Origin of the sequence: Vibrio aerogenes, assembly GCF_024346755.1 — a bacterium.
Lineage (GTDB): Bacteria > Pseudomonadota > Gammaproteobacteria > Enterobacterales > Vibrionaceae > Vibrio > Vibrio aerogenes.
In genome coordinates this window covers 2,673,373-2,689,463 of the sequence record NZ_AP024861.1, presented here as the reverse complement: position 1 = coordinate 2,689,463, position 16,091 = coordinate 2,673,373, and the positions used below count along the sequence as shown (strand labels likewise).

General features: G+C 48.1%; 17 protein-coding genes. 3 read left to right on the top strand and 14 right to left on the bottom strand.

Going from position 1 to position 16,091, the window contains the following annotated elements:
* Positions 1-117: 117 nt before the first annotated feature.
* From OCV29_RS11955 to OCV29_RS11895, 13 genes are all read right to left on the bottom strand, one after another.
* Positions 118-588 carry a phage tail protein gene (locus OCV29_RS11955; protein ID WP_073579661.1) on the bottom strand — a complete coding sequence of 157 codons (471 nt, stop codon included), beginning with the start codon at positions 586-588 and terminating at the stop codon, positions 118-120.
* A 63-nt stretch (positions 589-651) separates the two neighbouring features.
* Positions 652-2,205: a phage tail sheath family protein gene (locus OCV29_RS11950; RefSeq protein WP_073603227.1), complete on the bottom strand. Its 1,554-nt coding sequence runs from the start codon at positions 2,203-2,205 to the stop codon at positions 652-654.
* A 355-nt stretch (positions 2,206-2,560) separates the two neighbouring features.
* The gene (locus tag OCV29_RS11945; RefSeq protein ID WP_073603228.1) at positions 2,561-3,364 is read right to left on the bottom strand and encodes a hypothetical protein; all 804 of its coding nucleotides are present in this window, start codon (positions 3,362-3,364) and stop codon (positions 2,561-2,563) included.
* Complete coding sequence (locus tag OCV29_RS11940; RefSeq protein WP_073603229.1) at positions 3,364-3,948, bottom strand: DUF4255 domain-containing protein; 585 nt, start codon at positions 3,946-3,948, stop codon at positions 3,364-3,366. Before OCV29_RS11940 ends, OCV29_RS11945 begins: the two co-directional genes overlap by 1 nt.
* Positions 3,949-4,187: 239 nt before the next feature.
* The gene (locus OCV29_RS11935) at positions 4,188-4,676 is read right to left on the bottom strand and encodes a hypothetical protein (protein ID WP_073603230.1); all 489 of its coding nucleotides are present in this window, start codon (positions 4,674-4,676) and stop codon (positions 4,188-4,190) included.
* Positions 4,642-4,983 (bottom strand): hypothetical protein, encoded by a 342-nt coding sequence (locus tag OCV29_RS11930; protein ID WP_073603231.1) that lies wholly within the window; start codon positions 4,981-4,983, stop codon positions 4,642-4,644. The genes OCV29_RS11935 and OCV29_RS11930 overlap by 35 nt, the downstream gene beginning before the upstream one ends.
* 307 nt (positions 4,984-5,290) lie before the next feature.
* Positions 5,291-5,758, bottom strand: coding sequence for a hypothetical protein (locus OCV29_RS11925; RefSeq protein ID WP_139281551.1), 468 nt, complete (start codon positions 5,756-5,758; stop codon positions 5,291-5,293).
* 21 nt (positions 5,759-5,779) lie between these two features.
* The gene (locus tag OCV29_RS11920) at positions 5,780-6,253 is read right to left on the bottom strand and encodes a hypothetical protein (RefSeq protein ID WP_073603233.1); all 474 of its coding nucleotides are present in this window, start codon (positions 6,251-6,253) and stop codon (positions 5,780-5,782) included.
* Positions 6,253-6,936, bottom strand: coding sequence for a polymorphic toxin type 44 domain-containing protein (locus OCV29_RS11915; protein WP_073603234.1), 684 nt, complete (start codon positions 6,934-6,936; stop codon positions 6,253-6,255). Before OCV29_RS11915 ends, OCV29_RS11920 begins: the two co-directional genes overlap by 1 nt.
* A 36-nt stretch (positions 6,937-6,972) precedes the next feature.
* Positions 6,973-7,467: an Hcp family type VI secretion system effector gene (locus OCV29_RS11910; protein WP_073603235.1), complete on the bottom strand. Its 495-nt coding sequence runs from the start codon at positions 7,465-7,467 to the stop codon at positions 6,973-6,975.
* A gap of 273 nt (positions 7,468-7,740) precedes the next feature.
* Positions 7,741-9,261, bottom strand: a complete 1,521-nt coding sequence (locus OCV29_RS11905; RefSeq protein ID WP_073603236.1) for a tripartite tricarboxylate transporter permease — start codon at positions 9,259-9,261, stop codon at positions 7,741-7,743.
* Entirely contained in the window at positions 9,261-9,740 is a 480-nt protein-coding gene (locus tag OCV29_RS11900; RefSeq protein WP_073603237.1) for a tripartite tricarboxylate transporter TctB family protein, read from the bottom strand. The genes OCV29_RS11905 and OCV29_RS11900 overlap by 1 nt, the downstream gene beginning before the upstream one ends.
* A gap of 133 nt (positions 9,741-9,873) precedes the next feature.
* Positions 9,874-10,863 (bottom strand): tripartite tricarboxylate transporter substrate binding protein, encoded by a 990-nt coding sequence (locus OCV29_RS11895; RefSeq protein ID WP_073603238.1) that lies wholly within the window; start codon positions 10,861-10,863, stop codon positions 9,874-9,876.
* A 442-nt stretch (positions 10,864-11,305) separates the two neighbouring features.
* Between OCV29_RS11895 and OCV29_RS11890 the strand changes: the two genes are divergently transcribed.
* The 3 genes from OCV29_RS11890 to OCV29_RS11880 all read left to right on the top strand — a co-directional run bounded on the left by OCV29_RS11890 (position 11,306) and on the right by OCV29_RS11880 (position 14,393).
* Complete coding sequence (locus OCV29_RS11890) at positions 11,306-13,033, top strand: ATP-binding protein (protein WP_084193286.1); 1,728 nt, start codon at positions 11,306-11,308, stop codon at positions 13,031-13,033.
* Positions 13,026-13,715, top strand: a complete 690-nt coding sequence (locus OCV29_RS11885) for a response regulator (protein WP_073603240.1) — start codon at positions 13,026-13,028, stop codon at positions 13,713-13,715. Before OCV29_RS11890 ends, OCV29_RS11885 begins: the two co-directional genes overlap by 8 nt.
* A 312-nt stretch (positions 13,716-14,027) precedes the next feature.
* On the top strand, positions 14,028-14,393 hold the full coding sequence (locus OCV29_RS11880; protein ID WP_073603241.1) for a hypothetical protein: 366 nt from the start codon (positions 14,028-14,030) through the stop codon (positions 14,391-14,393).
* A gap of 208 nt (positions 14,394-14,601) precedes the next feature.
* On the opposite strand, the gene OCV29_RS11875 is transcribed toward OCV29_RS11880, so the two are convergent.
* Positions 14,602-15,927 carry an IS4 family transposase gene (locus tag OCV29_RS11875; protein ID WP_261887323.1) on the bottom strand — a complete coding sequence of 442 codons (1,326 nt, stop codon included), beginning with the start codon at positions 15,925-15,927 and terminating at the stop codon, positions 14,602-14,604.
* Positions 15,928-16,091 lie beyond the last annotated feature (164 nt).

Here is a 16,091-nt window from a genome sequence, read left to right as displayed (position 1 = left end):
CTGATCTGGATATATCTGGCTCCGCAAACCGGGTTTGTGATTGATATCAGCCGGTATCAGTCATCCGCGGCGGGCGTTCCATCCACACCGCCGGTGTGTGGCTGATACCGGCAACGATCAGACTGAAATTTCCAGCCCTTCATGGGCCAGCTCAATCGTCTCGACAGCGACTTCATTGCCATCCGACTTCAGGTCGGTGCCGGTGACTTTGGTCGGCCAGGCATTTTTGAGTTTCCAGCTCATGACCGGCGCACCGGATTCGTCCAGTAAGTTGATGGTGACTGCCGTCCGGGCGATGGTATTCATCTTGATTTTTGAGTACCAGTCATAGAATTTGTTATCACTTTTGAAGATGCCTTTCTTCAGCGTGACGTTACTGGTTTTGACGATACCCGGCATTTTTATCGTCGAAAATACCGGGCTATTGCCCGCACGGTATTCAATCGGTTGTGCCTCGGTATCGAGCCCGGATATTTCCTGAAATGCAGCCACCATATCCGCACCGGCTCCACCATCCCACTTCACTTCGAAGTGGAACTTAGGCATAGGCCAGACGGTTTGGGATTGTGCTGAGCCATCATCTGCCATGGGATTCTCCTTTTCATAGTCTGTCTTGTTTTGCCTTTCTCAGCTGAGCAGGTCTGGCAAAATCTAGGATTCCTGCATTTTTTGCTGGAAGGTAATTTCGATAAACTCAGCCGGACGGCTGACCGCAACCAGAACGGTGATTCTCAGAATGCCTTCCAGAATATCTTCCGGTGTCATGGTTTTCCCCAGCCCGACGCTGACGCTGTAGGCTTCATCCGGTGATGAACCGGCCAGTCCGCCACGTTTCCAGATGCCATAGAGGAAGTTACCAATCATACTTTCCATCGAGACCCAGGTATTGGCGACATTGGGCTCAAACACATAGGCTTTGGAAGCCAGCCGGATGGATTCTTCCAGCATGATCATGGTGCGGCGCACGTTGACATAGCGCCAGTCAAGACTGTTGCCGTCCAGTGTCCGCGCACCCCAGACCAGCGTGCCTTCGCCGACAAAAGGCCGGATGGCGTTGATAGATTTCCCTTGTGTGGTGACGTTCAGGTCTTCCTGTTCGTCATCACTGATATTGACGGTCGGTGAAACCACGGCATTCAGGCTGACATTGGCCGGTGCTTTCCAGACGCCGCGGGCATTATCAACCATGGTATACACGCCAGCCATCGCAGCAGCCGGTGGTAAAATATTGTGCTGAAGTTTGATATCTTCCATGATGGCCTGATACAGCGGGCTCATGGTGAGCAGGACTTTATTGAGCAGGACCTGTTCCTGATCCGGCAGGTCACCGCCCAGCTTGGCGATTTCATCCAGCATCTGTTGTTTGCGGGTTGCCCTGAGTTTGTTGCTGCCGGTGTTCAGCTCGTCTTCAGATAAGCCTTCCAGATCTTTAAACGCACTGTTGACTTCGGCTGTCAGCAGTTCGGTCAGTTTGTCCGGGTTGCTGATGTTGTGGAAGTCGAGGTCACTGTCCTGAACAATCGATGTGTTCAGCCACGGATAATAGGCAGCAGAGAAGTCGAGGTAGTTGATACCCAGCTTGGAGCGGAAATTTTCAACGCAGTCGCCATCCGGGTGCTGGCGGTCTTTAAAACCTTCCCAGACGTCTAAAATAGCGACCCGGTTTTTCATCTTGCCGCCACAATGTTGCAGCATGGCCTGCTGAACGTTAATGCAGTCATCTTCTGCCAGCAGAACCACATCCGGAATCACCAGCATGGTGGGTTCCTGCTCTTTGATCAGCGGGGTAATACCGCCTTTCAGCTCACCCGCATCCGGCGCTTTTGTATAGTCCCCGACAGAGACGATATAGCAGGGTCCTCCGCCGTTCTGGAAGAAGAACATCATGCTGTAGTACAGCAGATGACGGATATCGGGCTGCTTGATTTGGTAGCTGGTCTCGCCCTGTTTGAAGACTGGCCGGGCGGCAGCGTCGTCACCGACCTCACTCAGCTCATACTGATGTTGTGGCGGGCCACCAAAATACTGGCGGAACTCGGACATCGATGTAATCCGCCACGGTTGGTTGAGAAGGGATTTCCCGCCATTGTCTGCTTTTTGTGTATACCCGATAAATGCGGGAACCGCAGTGGCAACCTCGACAACTGAATTGGGAAAGGCATTTTTTTCGACGATATACACGCCGGGGGTTTTCATGACACCCATAATAAAATCCTTTTGGTCTGAGATGAATTGCTGCCTCATGCCTTACATCGTGAGAAACGATATTCACGTCGTTCTCAAAGCAAGATAAATTGCATGAATAAAACTGGTTGCTATGCATTCATGCAGGTATTTAGTTAAGGTATAGTTGTTACTACTTTTTGTGTCAAGAAAGGCTGCCAGCGCCAAGTCCTTGTTTTTCATAGGTGATTAGGGAAGAAATCATGCACCGTCACGCATGCGCTGCCCATGGGGCACCATCACACCTTCTCTGGTGCGGTGCGGCAGCGGGAAGGCGATGAGTTTTCCCTGGGTGTGAATTGTATTCAGGAATGTGATTCAGGTCCGAAAAGCCGGTTCAGCTCACATACAGGTGACAAAGTCGCTGCGCTGTTTCCCCCTGATGGATGATTTCAAGCTGATGCGGATCTGCCGCAGGAAGCCGCCGGTAAATGGTCTGATGCTGGCTTTTCAGCTGAAAGGTAAACGGAGAATGTTGTAATACCGGCACCGGTGTCTGAGAGAGACACGTCATCACCGGGCGGTGATTGAGTTGTGTCGGGGCCGGTGCTTCAAACAGGAAGATCTGCTTCTGGTCGAAAACTTCCGGCTTTGCGCTGGATTGCAGCGACAGAAAATAGTATTTCCAGTACGCCTCACAATGCGTGAAGGTGAGGGTGACTTCTTTGCCCGGCTCAGCGAACTGTGCCGGTGGTATTTGCAGGCTGACCAGCCCGGTTAAGTGCTGGCTGAGATCCTGCTGGCTGACCCTGACCAGTGCTTCCGGTTGCTGCATTTGTTCCGGTGACAGCCACTGCTGTGGCGTGAGAAACAGCGGTTCCTGATCGGCGATCACTGCCTCAAACTGCGCGGCGGCAAGTGATAAGGACAACGGCATATCGGTGTAATGGCGAAAATAGGGATCGCTGCTGAACAGTTTGAACTGCAGTGGCACCGCTGCACGTGGTGGCGGTACATCGGCCAGCGTGCCTCTGTCTGCAAAGATATTCAGCCCGCCAGGCGCCGCTTTCAGACACATCTGATGTTGATCCAGCCATTTCAGTGTCGCTTCGGTGGGTGTGACCGTGACTGGCTGGGCAATCCCGGAGGCAAAATAACTGTGCGCGACCATGATGGATAAGTAAGGTTGATAGAAGGCCATTATCCGTCCTTTCTGTTGAGTGTCGGGTCTGTGGTGCCCAGACGACCGGTTTGAGTCAGAATGGTTTCGCTGTCCGGAACTACCAGCCGCACCCGGTAGACAGCGGAGGGCAGATACTTCGAGCCGAGCATGCTCCACATATGGCTGAGTTCGTTACCGGGAATGCTTTCCATTTCCATGGCAATTTGTTCGATGTGTGCCGGCAGATCGGGCGCATTCTGATGATTCAGGACCGGATTGCGGTGAAAGAAGGCAAACAAATGAGACAAAATCTTCAGCCCGTCCGTATAGCCTGCACCGGAAAAATTTGCGGCAATCACGACAGACAGCGTCAGATACAAGGGTTTATTGGTCAGGGCGACACGCTGTTGATGGCCGCCGCCCGGTATTCCCCCCGGTTTGGAAAACGGATCCCGCTCCAGATTACTGAGAAAGACCAGCACCCGGTTTTCCGTCGTGAGCTGGCCGTTGGTTTCCTTGTCTGCGGGGGGCGAGACCACCACCATATCTTCTGTCAGATCAAAGGCGGGTCTGAGTGATTGATTCATTCGTTCACAGAGGTAATTCAGGCAGTGATCAAGCATGCTTTCCTCCGGTCATGGTGAATGGGGTTTCAGGTGGGTTTCAACACCCTGTGATTATTAAAGATATATCCATACCTGAGCTATCTCAAGATTCACATGCAGTGCATCTGGTTTTGTATTGATTTGTGTGAGGAAGGGAAGTCAGGTTGTCCGGGATATAAATAGCCCGGAATTGGCCAGGAAAAGTGAAAGCCGGGCAGAACCCGGCTGATTTTTCATCCAGAATTCAGGACAATGAATTAATCGGGTAATGGATAAAAAGGGATCTGATATTTTGGAAGGGTTGCAAGCCTGTCGATCTCTTTCAGATTCACATGTTGTTGACGGAATAGTTCTAATCCACGGCTATCTGTCGTGTCCTTACCTTTCAGCATAATGTATTGATCCAGTGGTTCTTTTTCACCAATTGCGGCTAATTGAATCAGGGTGTTGACGTAATCCCGTTCTTCTTCGCGGGAACATTGGTTCATTGCGTGTTTATAGAGTTCACCAATCACAACGCGCTGAACCTGTTTTGTCTGCGCAAGCAACCATTTGTCCGTGATTTTGATTTGTCTTGACTGGTAGGTGCGGCATACTTTTATTTTTGCGTTTAAAATCCCATATTGCTGTTGTAACCGGGACTCTAAGCTCTCTTTTGTCTGAATAATATCAGCAAAAGATGTCCCGGAAACAGCCAGTAATATGAGTATTTTAAAGAGCGTTATAGACGCATTTCCAAAATTCATAGTCTTTACCCATTTGATACATAGATTCGTTTAAAGCAATGGTTTCAATCGTTCTTCTTTCGATATCAGGAATACCTGAGAGGGCATCACTGAAATCATTCCAGTTATAGTTGTATAAATTATAACCACTGGATATTGCACCTGCTTCTATAGGCCCACGGCCTGCAAAAATGGCAAATACAGGAGTAATAGAAATTACTCCAGCTAAATATTTAGACATTTTAACGGTATTATTTATTTCTTTGATTGCAGCAATCGTCCTTGTTGAAGGACGATAATCCCGAATCGCACAAAAGTCATACTTCATGTAACAACACTCATTTTAGTAAAATTAGTCTCATATATAATGCCATGATCAACTTATTGCTATCAAACTACACGTATTTTTTGGGATGAATGTCACTGATAGGTAAAAATTACCTGATAGCTTACTGAATCAGTCCATGACATTTTATGTTTGAATTACTCGAAAATATCTTGGTATATATTTCGGAAATTTCTTTTCATATAATTAAATTGTGATCAACCCCCAATGATTATTGCTTTCAGAAATGTGTAAGAATCAGTAACAGATATTTTTTCATCGGGTGGTAACCTGCGTAAAATCAGACAACTTAATCCTCACTGACACATACAAACCAGTGCGGATGATCTGCGGGTTCACAGAAATGGTAAATGCTTTTATCTTCCAGTTGTTCAATGGCTTGATCAATCGATGGAACCTGTGTTGCTTCGGTATAGTCGTTAGCGGAATAGACATAGTAACGGTTAGTAAAGTAGTAGTAGAAATAATCAGTGAAATATACGGCTGAGGCAGATGACAAAAGGATCCGATGAATATCAGCCTGATCAGCCAACTCAATCATTTTAAATTCAACATCTGTCAGCTTTCTTTTACGACTGAGATCATTGATCCAATAATCTTCATATGCTTTTGGTGAATTTGCTATTTTATTTAACAGTAGCTGATTGAGTTTGAGCAGTGGTTTTGGCAACTCTGGATTTGGTTCAGGAACCGGAAAAAAATAATAAGCCCACAGTATGAAAGCACCGGCAATCAGTAACAGCTTTTTTTTCTTCATATAAATCATCACTGAGGTGTATTAGTCTTGCCTGACACAAAGGAACCAATGCGGATGATCCGCGGGTTCACAGAAATGGTAAATACTTTTATCCTGTAATTGCTCTATTGCCTGTTTAATCGATGGGACCTGTGTTTCTTCGGTATAGTCATCGGCTGCATAAATATAGAACTTGTCGGTCAGAAAATAGTAGTAATCAGGATAATAAGAGAATCTAATCGGATCCCTGAAATCAAAAATGATCTGACGAACATTTGCATGATTGGCCAACTTAATTATTTGTCTTTCATTATTTGTCAGAGATTTCTTATTTCTAAGGTCATTGATCCAATAATCACCAAATGTTAAAGATGTATTTTCTGCCTGAACGAGCATTTGTTTATTTAAGTTCAGTAATGATTCAGGCAATTTCGTGCCCGGCTGAGGGGGAGCCGGAAAAAAGTAATAAACCCAAAGCAATCCGGTACAAAGAATCAGTAACAGATATTTTTTCATTATTGACCCTTACACTGGTGGGGTAGTTTTGAATATTTTCGAATTGGGTAAGGGGCTTTTTCAATATAGCTCATCAATATATCCGGTGTAATTTGGTTTGGGTCGGGGTAGTCATGAAATAACGCAATCCCGAGTCTGACTGAAATCGAGTCGGTGATGTCGTCAAATTTTCTGAATCCAAAACCGGGAATTGACGGGCTGTATTGAATAGATTTATTTTTTTTGACTGCATCATCGAGTAACTGAGCAAGCCCGGCGCCATCCAGTAATTCGGCATCAGAAAACCGGCAGGCTTTGCCGACATAGCCATAGTGAATATTGGACCAGATATCATAGAAGTATTCAAACTCTCTATACTTATGATGAAACTGTGTAGATTCACCATGTGTATCAAGATCATGATTACCAGAAATTTTATTCTTGTGATCCCATGGTTGGCCAGGACCGACACGCTCGGCCCATATAGCATAAGCTGCAATTTTTGCTGCTGGTAAAAATGTAGCTTCTATATTGCTCAATTTAATCGAGTAAGCCTGAGTACTTTTCACATTTCGCTGCATTTCTCCAATTATATATTTGGCAACATCAAGTGCGCGGTCCGGGTGTGAACAGGTTCCGAGGCTGGTATTCATTTTTTGAAAAAATGGAAAATTTTCCTGCATATTGGCAAATGGGTCGGACATGATTCCTCCTGACTGAAATCTTTCTGTGGAAACGGATTATTCGAGCCAGCCGGCCTGATCCCAGTTATCGTAGCCCATGGTGCCGGATACATTGTGATTCCAGATAATTTCTTTATAACTCAGTTCAAGTATTTCATTCATTTCCTGATCATGAGCCTGAACGGTGTGGGGCAGAGAAAAAGTCAGGCCGGAAATCAGCGCTTTTTTCAGTTCAATAGAATAAAATTTTTCGTTGTAGCCTTGTTCATTGGTACGGTAGAAATTGATGGTGCAGTCAAGGTGCTCTTGCTTCGCGAATGCTGTGGCAAGGAGTGGGCTGGCTTTGTCGATATTTTTGATAATCATGATTGGCTGATGACTTTTGCCATGCTGTGCAGGGCTCTTGGCCATATGGTGTTTACAGGCTAACACCGTGATTTCATCGGTGTGGGTTTCCTGAAATTTATTACCCATTGAATCCTTGGTATTACAACCACTTGAGATCATCCCTTGTTTCTCGCCGTTTATTGTTATATATGCCACATGTGCCATCTGATATCTTCCTTATCGCTCAAATGAGAATATTTTATTGCTCATTTGATTTGCTGTCTATTGCATAAAAATATATTGCGCATAAAACGGAGATTCAGCCAGAATAACGGTTGTTTTATTGTCAGACTGCATATTAGTTTGATGTGTTTCTGCCGGTGGTTTGATTGTCAGACGGAATATGAATGTGGCTGGTTTCTTTTGCTGAGAGCGCCCGCCCGTCAGGAGTGGCGGGCAGGCATGGTGGGCCTGCGGTTGCGCAGACCCGAGGGGGAGTTAATGCGCGGACGACAACTTCGCCCGCCGGAATGAGAGCAGATGTTTGACCAGCGGATAAAGCAGTGCAACGACAGCCAGAGAGATGATCGCCAGTGTTAACGGGCGTTCCCAGAGGAAGCTGACACCACCGTCGTGCAGTGATAAAGCCCGGCTGAGGTTTTTCTCCATAATATCTCCGAGTACAAAACCCAGCAGCATCGGCGCCATCGGGAAATTAAGTAACCGCAACAGCATCGCTACCGCCGTGATCAGGACCATCATCTGGATATCGAACGTATTGAAGCTGACCAGATAGACGCCGGTGATCGAGAAGAACAGGATCAGCGGAATCAGAATCGGTCTTGGAATGACCAGCAGTCTCGCAATATACGGAATCAGCGGGAGGTTCAGAATCAGCAGGACCAGATTGCCGAAATACATAGAGACAATCACTGACCAGAATACATCCGGGTTATCGGCAAACAGACGTGGCCCCGGCTGAATACCATATGCAATCAGGGCTCCCAGCATCACCGCAGTTGTACCTGAACCGGGGATACCCAGCGTCAGCAGCGGCACGAACGACCCGGTTGACGCGGCGTTATTCGCCGACTCCGGTGCTGCCAGACCGCGCAGTGAGCCATGACCAAATTTTTCTTTCTCTTTGTCTGAGGCGAAGTGTCTTTCCATACCGTAACTCAGGAAAGAGGCGATGGTTGCGCCCGCTCCGGGCAGAACACCGATTAAAAAGCCAAACACAGAAGAGCGGGAAATGGTCGGTATCACCTGTTTGATCTCATCTTTGGACAGCTTCATACTGCCCAGATCGCTCATTTTGATTTGCGTATCTTTCTGCCGGTGTTCACCGCGCATCACGGCTAAAATGACTTCAGTCAGTGCAAAAGTAGCCATCGCCAGCAGCAGGAAGCTGATGCCGTCAATCAGGTCTGTCTGGCCGAAGGTGAAGCGCGGAATGCCGGTCATCACATCGTTACCGACGGTTGAAATCATCAGACCAAACACCGTCATCATCAGGGCTTTGATCACCTGTCCTTTACCGGAAAATGCGGCGACTGCGGTCAGGCCCAGCACCATCAGGGCAAAATAGTCACTGGACTGAAAACTGAGAGACACCTGAGCCAGAGCCGGCGCAGCAAACAGCAAGACAATGGCACCGACAGTACCGCCGGTAAAAGACGAATAAGCCGCCAGTGCCAGTGCTTTACCCGCCTGATTGTTGCGGGTCATCGGATAGCCGTCAAAAGCAGTCACGACGGTACTCGCACAACCCGGTGCGTTGATCAGAATCGAAGAGGTGGAACCACCGAAAATGGCCCCGTAGTAAACACCAGCCATCAAAATGATGCCGGAAGAAGGTTCGAGGCCATATGTGATTGGCACCATCAGTGCGATGGCAGAGATTGGACCGAGCCCCGGTAACATACCGATGAAGGTTCCGGCAAAACATCCGATGACCACCATTAACAGATTAAATGGCATCACGGCCGTGGATAAACCAATGGATAATCCTTCAAACATCACACACCTCCCATGAATTGTTCAGCCAGCCATCCCGGTGCAAGATAAATATCCAGCAGCTGAGTCAGCAGGACCCAGAAGCCGAGTGCAAAGGGGACAGACGCGATCAGTAATATCCGGGGACGACGTTCGCCCAGTATCCGGTAACCGGCGATCAGAAAACCAATGGTGGCAATCAGGAAACCAACCCAGGGCAGTGCCAGTGAAAAGACCAGCATCAGGACCAGTAACTGTACCGCCTGGGTGTACTGAATACCTGCCCATGGATTCTGACCGGACTGAGGCTGACGCTTCACCGTGATGAGTTGTAAGAAAGAGAGCACGATGCCGAGTCCGGCAAGCACCGTCGGCATTGAACGTGCGGTAAAAGGTTCGAATTCATCGCCGGGAAAAAGCGCAATTTCACGGGTGTAGTATCCGTATAACAGGGAAAAGCAGAGAAACAACAGTCCGCCTGCATGATCTTTTGTGATTGTCATATGAGACTCCTCATCATGCCTGTCCGGGCGTCTCCGGACCAGACAGGCGGTAAAACAGGAAAAGTAAAACGGGGTGACCGGGGTTGTTTGACAACCGCCCCGGACACCTGGTCAGTGAAGGCCGGACTGCCTGTTAACGCAGGAAGCCCAGTGTTTTCATCAGCTGACCAATCTGAGTTTCCTGCTCATTGAGGAACGCCAGAAATTCCGGGCCGGGTTTGTACAGGTCTACCCAGCCATAACGATCACGGACGGTTTTCCATTCCGGGGTTTGAAACATCGCTGCAAGGGCATCATCATAATGTTTCACCTGAGCGTCACTGAGTCCCGGCGGACCAAAAACACCCCGCCAGTTGACAAAAGTGGCGTCGTAACCGAGTTCTTTCAGTGTTGGTACCTCTGAAGCGACGGCTGAACGCGTGTCACCGGTCATCGCCAGAATGCGGACTTCGCCTGCCTGAGCCAGATTGATTGCTTCGCTGAGGCCGGTTGAGAGCACCTGCGTTTCTCCGGACAGCAGGGCCGCCATCGCTTTACCACCGGCATCATACGGAATGTACTTCACCCGGCGCGGATCGCCGCCAGCCGCCTGAAATGCCATTGCCGCCACCAGATGGTCCATGCTGCCTTTGGCAGAACCGCCGCCAATCGTCACCGAACGGGGGTTTTTCAGGTAGGCTTCCACAACTTGCTGAAAGTTTTGATAGGGTGAATTTTTAGAAACAACAAATGCAGCGTAATCACCGACAACCGCAGCAACCGGGGTTAAATCATGAAAAGATTGCGGAAAAACTTTGGATAACGCGCGGATAATGATCGGTGTTGAGTTGATCATCAGGGTATCTTCTGCCTGCTTACCGGCTTTGATCAGGTGCGCAATGGCTTTACCACCGCCACCACCGGACATATTTTCGAAAGAGACGGTGTGGGCAATCTTCGATTTCATCAGGGCTTCACCCAGCCCGCGCGCGGTGCTGTCCCATCCGCCGCCAGCGCCGCCCGGGATCAGAAAGTGAACATCATCAATGGTGTGTGTCGCGGCATGCGCAGCAGACATTGCACCACAGCATAAAGCGGCCGTATACATCACGGCACGGGTCTTTCTCCGGAGTTGATTCAACATACATTCTTCCTTGTTCAGCTTTGTTTTAGTTTTCATCTGACAAGTTAGCTTGAGATTTGGAATGTGAATAGTTTGTAAATCTAAAGTGAATAAAAAAGATATTGCGTATTTTGTTCATATTGTTCACGGCACAGATTGAACCGTGAAAGAAAAGAGATAGTGAGGACAGGCACCGGAGATAAAGATACTGAGGACAGACACCGGAGAGAGTTGTCGGGACAGACGAGATAGTGTGGATGGATACTGAGGACAGACACCGAACGGGATAGTAGGGACAGGCACCACCCGGTATCAGTGGTTGAATGTGGCGGGATTGAGCAGAGTGTGTGATTGATCGGATTTTCCCCGGAAAAAGCAGGCGGAATCTTTCACTGGCTCACAGTGTGATGAAGCGGGTTTTTGTAATATTTGTGTTACATTTTTGATAATGGATTTTGCGTTGATGGTTTCGTTTTTTCGCGCCTTACCCCGCCATTTTTCTCTGCGTCAGCTCAGATTTAAAACCCGGATGATTATGATTCTCGGGGCGATTACTCTGATTCAGACGGTGGGACTTGGCTATTTTGCCCTGCATTATCTGGATCAGGCGCTTAATGAGCAGATGGGGCGTCAGGCGGTTCAGCTGGCGCAGACGATTGCGCATATGCCGCTGATTCGTGAGGCCGTTGCCGGAGGTGAACCAGACCAGTTGCAGCCGTTCAGCCTTGAACTGGCAGACGTTGCGAAGGTGAGTTTTGTGGTGATTGGGGACCAGCATGGGATTCGTTTAGCGCACCCGAACGCGGCCAAAGTCGGCCATCCAATGTGGGATGATGATGGTGAGACCGATGATCTGGTGTTGCAGCAGGGACAGCCGTCGGTTTCAAGGGTTGAAGGGAGCCTCGGTTTATCTGTACGCGGCAAAGCACCGGTGAAAAATGTACAGGGACAGGTGACCGGTATTGTTTCGGTTGGCTATTTACTCGATACCGTTCATCAGACTGTACAAACCTATCAGAGCAGCATGTTTGTGGCCATCGGGCTGTTTTTTATTTTCAGTGTGCTGACAGCACTTGGTTTCAGCCATCATTTCAAAAAAGCGATTTTTCATCTCGAACCCGAGCAAATTGGCCGGATGTTTCATGAGCAGAAAATCATTCTTGAAACCATGCGGGAAGGCATCGTTGCCGTGAATCAAAAAGGGGAAGTCTCGTTGATTAATTCTGCGGCTTTGCGGGCATTGCAGCTGGATGAAAATGTCAGTTATCAGGGCCGGCATATTCTGGATGTGATCCCGCACAGTGAGATGCTGGATGTGCTGCAATCCGGAGAGCCGCATTATGATGAAGAGATCTGGCTGGCCGATCATCACCTGATAGTCAACCGGATTCCGCTCCGCCAAAACGGGCAGGTCATGGGGGTGGTTTCCAGCTTTCGCCTGAAGAATGAAGTGGATTTGGTCAGCCGCAAGCTGACCCGGATCCGCCAGTACGCCGAAACGCTGAGAAGCCAGTCGCACGAATATAACAATAAGCTCAATACCATTGCCGGATTAATTCAGATTCAGTCTTACGACAAGGCATTAGCGCTGATTGGTCATGAAACCCAGCTGCACCAGAGTTTTATTCATCAGGTCATGGCACTGACGGATGACAAAATGCTGGCGGGCTGTCTGTTAGGAAAATTTAACCGGGCACGGGAACTGGGCCTGCGGCTGGTGATAGACCCGGACAGCCAGTGCCATGATATTCCGGCTGCGATTCCCCGTGGTCAGCTCATCAGTATTGTCAGTAATCTTATCGATAATGCTTTCGAAGCCACATTTCATCACCGGGGAGAGCAGGGAGAGGTGCGACTCAGTATGACAGATTTAGGGCACGAACTGATTCTGGAAGTGGAAGATGAAGGGCCGGGCATCAGTGATTCGCAGCAGCAACGTATTTTTGACCATGGTTACACCACGAAACATCAGCCCGGCCACGGGATTGGCCTGCATCTGGTGAAAACACTGGTCACCCGTTTTCAGGGACTGATTACGATTGAGTCTCCGGTCGGGGACGGCCAGGGCAGCCGGTTTACGGTTTATTTACCTAAAGACGGCGATGAATCAACCTGTCACGATTTTGCAGAAAAACCGTTATCCGGGAATCCCCGGCAACAGAATACATCCAGGGAGAACCCTCATGATTGAATTACTTATCGCAGATGATGATCAACAAAATGCGGAGATTCAGCGACGCTTTGTCGAGCGTGTCGATGGTTTTGAAACCCGTGGCGTGGCCCACAGTCTGGATGAATTACACGATTTAATGGACGTGTTTCAGCCGGATCTGGTTTTGCTGGACAATCACTTTCCGACAGGGACCGGGATAGAACTGCTGAAGTCCTGGCGGGCGCAGGATATCCGTACCGACATCATTATGATTACGGCGTCAACGGAAGTCAGTACCCTGAAGTCCGCGATGGCCTGTGGGGTGTTTGACTATATTCTCAAACCACTGGTATTTGAGCGGTTAAAACGAGCGCTGGAAGGTTATTCGGCTCACCATGACAAGCTGCAACAGATGACGGCTCTGATGCAAAGTGATGTCGATGGACTATTTCATCCGGCAAGCGGAAGCGCGCAGACCTCAGTGTCCCGTTTGCCGAAAGGCATTGACGGGTTGACGCTGGATAAAATCAGACAGGTGCTCACCTCGTGGGATCATCAGATTACGGCTGAAGCGCTGGGGCAGCGGATTGGTGCCAGCCGGACCACAGCAAGACGGTATCTGGAGCATCTGGTGTCGACCGGTGAAGTGCATGCAGAAGTCTCTTACGGCAGTGTCGGTCGACCCGAGCGTCAATACTTACGCAAGTTAAATGGGGCGTAAATTCCATGCAGCATAAGCTGAACTGGACAGAAGACACCATGGTATGACAGGCCGCCTTAACATTATGTTACTTGGCAACTATTGTTGGTATCCGTGCTTTTCGATATACTGCCGCGAGTTGATTTGTGTCCCGGTTAGTGTTGTATTGTCTAAAGTTTGTACAGTATTTTTGCGACATTCCTTCCATAATCTGATGGAGTCGCTTAATCTCAGAATGAACTTACGCCATGCTGTCTTCAAGTCTGCAATAACAGTAAATACAATGACTTCGAAGAGGGAATTTCACAGTTTGAAAAAGTGGAGTAATTAATAATGAGTGATCAGGAGTCTCAGCAGAAGAGAAAGTACTTTCGCCTGAGGTACGGTGTGAAAGAACTGATGCCGGATTTGTATATGTTTGGCAAAGTCTTCAGAGTGAGTGAACTCTCAGAAGGTGGTATTCGTGTGCTGATGGGAGAATCAGCGATTACAGCGCAGCGGACAATTACCGGCTATATCGAACTTCATACCACAGGTAAAATTTACATCAAAGGTCATATTCTTCGTCAGGAAAAGAACGAAATGGTTTTCGTGCTCAGTGAAGGGCCGACTTTCAAACAGATGATTGAAGAACAGCGCTTCCTGCGTCAGAATCATCCGGGTCTGTTCCCGAAAAAAACAAGCTTTGTGGAAGTTTAACCGGCCCGTCATCCGGCATTATTTATGTTCCGGAACCAAATGTTTGAAATCTTTCTTTTGGCGGGATGAATTCTGAAAGTATGTTTTTGAACTGGCCTGTTTTTGAATACCATTCTAAGTCATTTTCTGATCTGGATATATCTGGTTCCGCAAACCGCTCAAGCCATCCATGGACGTTTAAACAAGGGCATCCATGCCCTAATGCCGTTCACTTAACGTGAGCGGCCCTGCTTTTTCTGGGATATTTACATGGCTTGGGCTTAACAACTCTGGGGAAGGATCTCTGTCTTCGGGGCTCCAGGATTAAGCTTTCACATATTGAGTAGAAGTTTTTCAACTGCCCCGGGATAGCGCCTGGAGATGAATAAGGGAGCCCAACTAATAAGCGCATTATATGGGCTAAAGCGCCGTTGAAGCTCAACTGATAAGGTAAGTAGTCTCCTTTCAGATTCATGCACATTTGCACCATTTGGTATCTCACGAGATTGTAAGTCAGCAGAATACCCCATAGCTCTTGCCTAACGAGTTCGGGCAACCGACTGCGAAGCGTGAGTCTGTTACCCAGCATATATTGCTTTTGCTCCCGGTAGCCAAGCTCTATTTCCCATCGGTATTCATACAGACCAACAATATCTGATTTTGGGTATAACATTGGATCCGTCATGGAGGTTAAGACATCATATTGCTTACCGTCTTTTACTCTCGTGATTAAACGGACGGTGACCTCATGTGCAAGCTCAGGCCAGAGCTTACGGGATTTTGGGTTACTTTTCAGTTTAACCAGTTTATCGTGTCGGCCTAAAGACTGAGCAACTTGATACTTAAGCCCTTTTTTTAAAGGGATAAGCCAGTGCCTGTTTGTTCCTGTGGCATTCCATTGATGTAACAGACCAAGAGAGTGAAAGCCTTTATCGAAGAGCGTTAAGCTGTTGTCCGGTGTGCTTTCGATTAACTGCTCAGCCAGCTTCATTTCATTGACAGCATAAGAGTCGAAGGCACTCCCTGTAATCAGATGACTGCTGAGCTCCATCTGACAGACCATGCGAACCTGAGGATATTGCATTTCCTGTCCATCCCGGTAAGTCGGCTTGGCAAAAGCCTGAGCGTTTTCTTCAGAATCCTCCGTTCGCCATATTACACCGTCCACCCCTAAAAGGGTCAGACCATTCCAGTCAGGAAAGTTAGCGCAGTCAGTCCAGTGTTTTTGAGTACATTCAAACAGAGCTTTGGCGGCAGATTCTCCAAGATCTTTTCTTCTCCTCGTTAATGCACTGGGGGCAACAAAGGGTTTACCGGTTCGATCAACAATGTCGAGCATATTGACGATGTCAGCCATCGACTTATCATTATATATTGCCATCCCAACGAGCAGCCATGCCATTGACTCCAGAGTGAGTTTTCGTTTTCTGAGGGTAACTGTATCGGTGAGTTGGTAAGCCTCTTCAATGAGTTCTGTTGGCAGTAAGTCAGCCAGAGTTTCTACTTGGTTGGGTTTCCAGTGATTGATGATGTCGAGCGCTTGAGAAACGTGCATAAAAGAATCCGGTAAACAGTGTCTACCGGATTTTTACATACTGTCAGGATCATTCAACTGATCGACGATTAAAGTCTAAAGTGATCGGCATTAGCATCCATGCCCTTGTATGTTTGCTCCACCAGATACATCCAGATGATCAGTTTATTTTCCAGATTGGTATA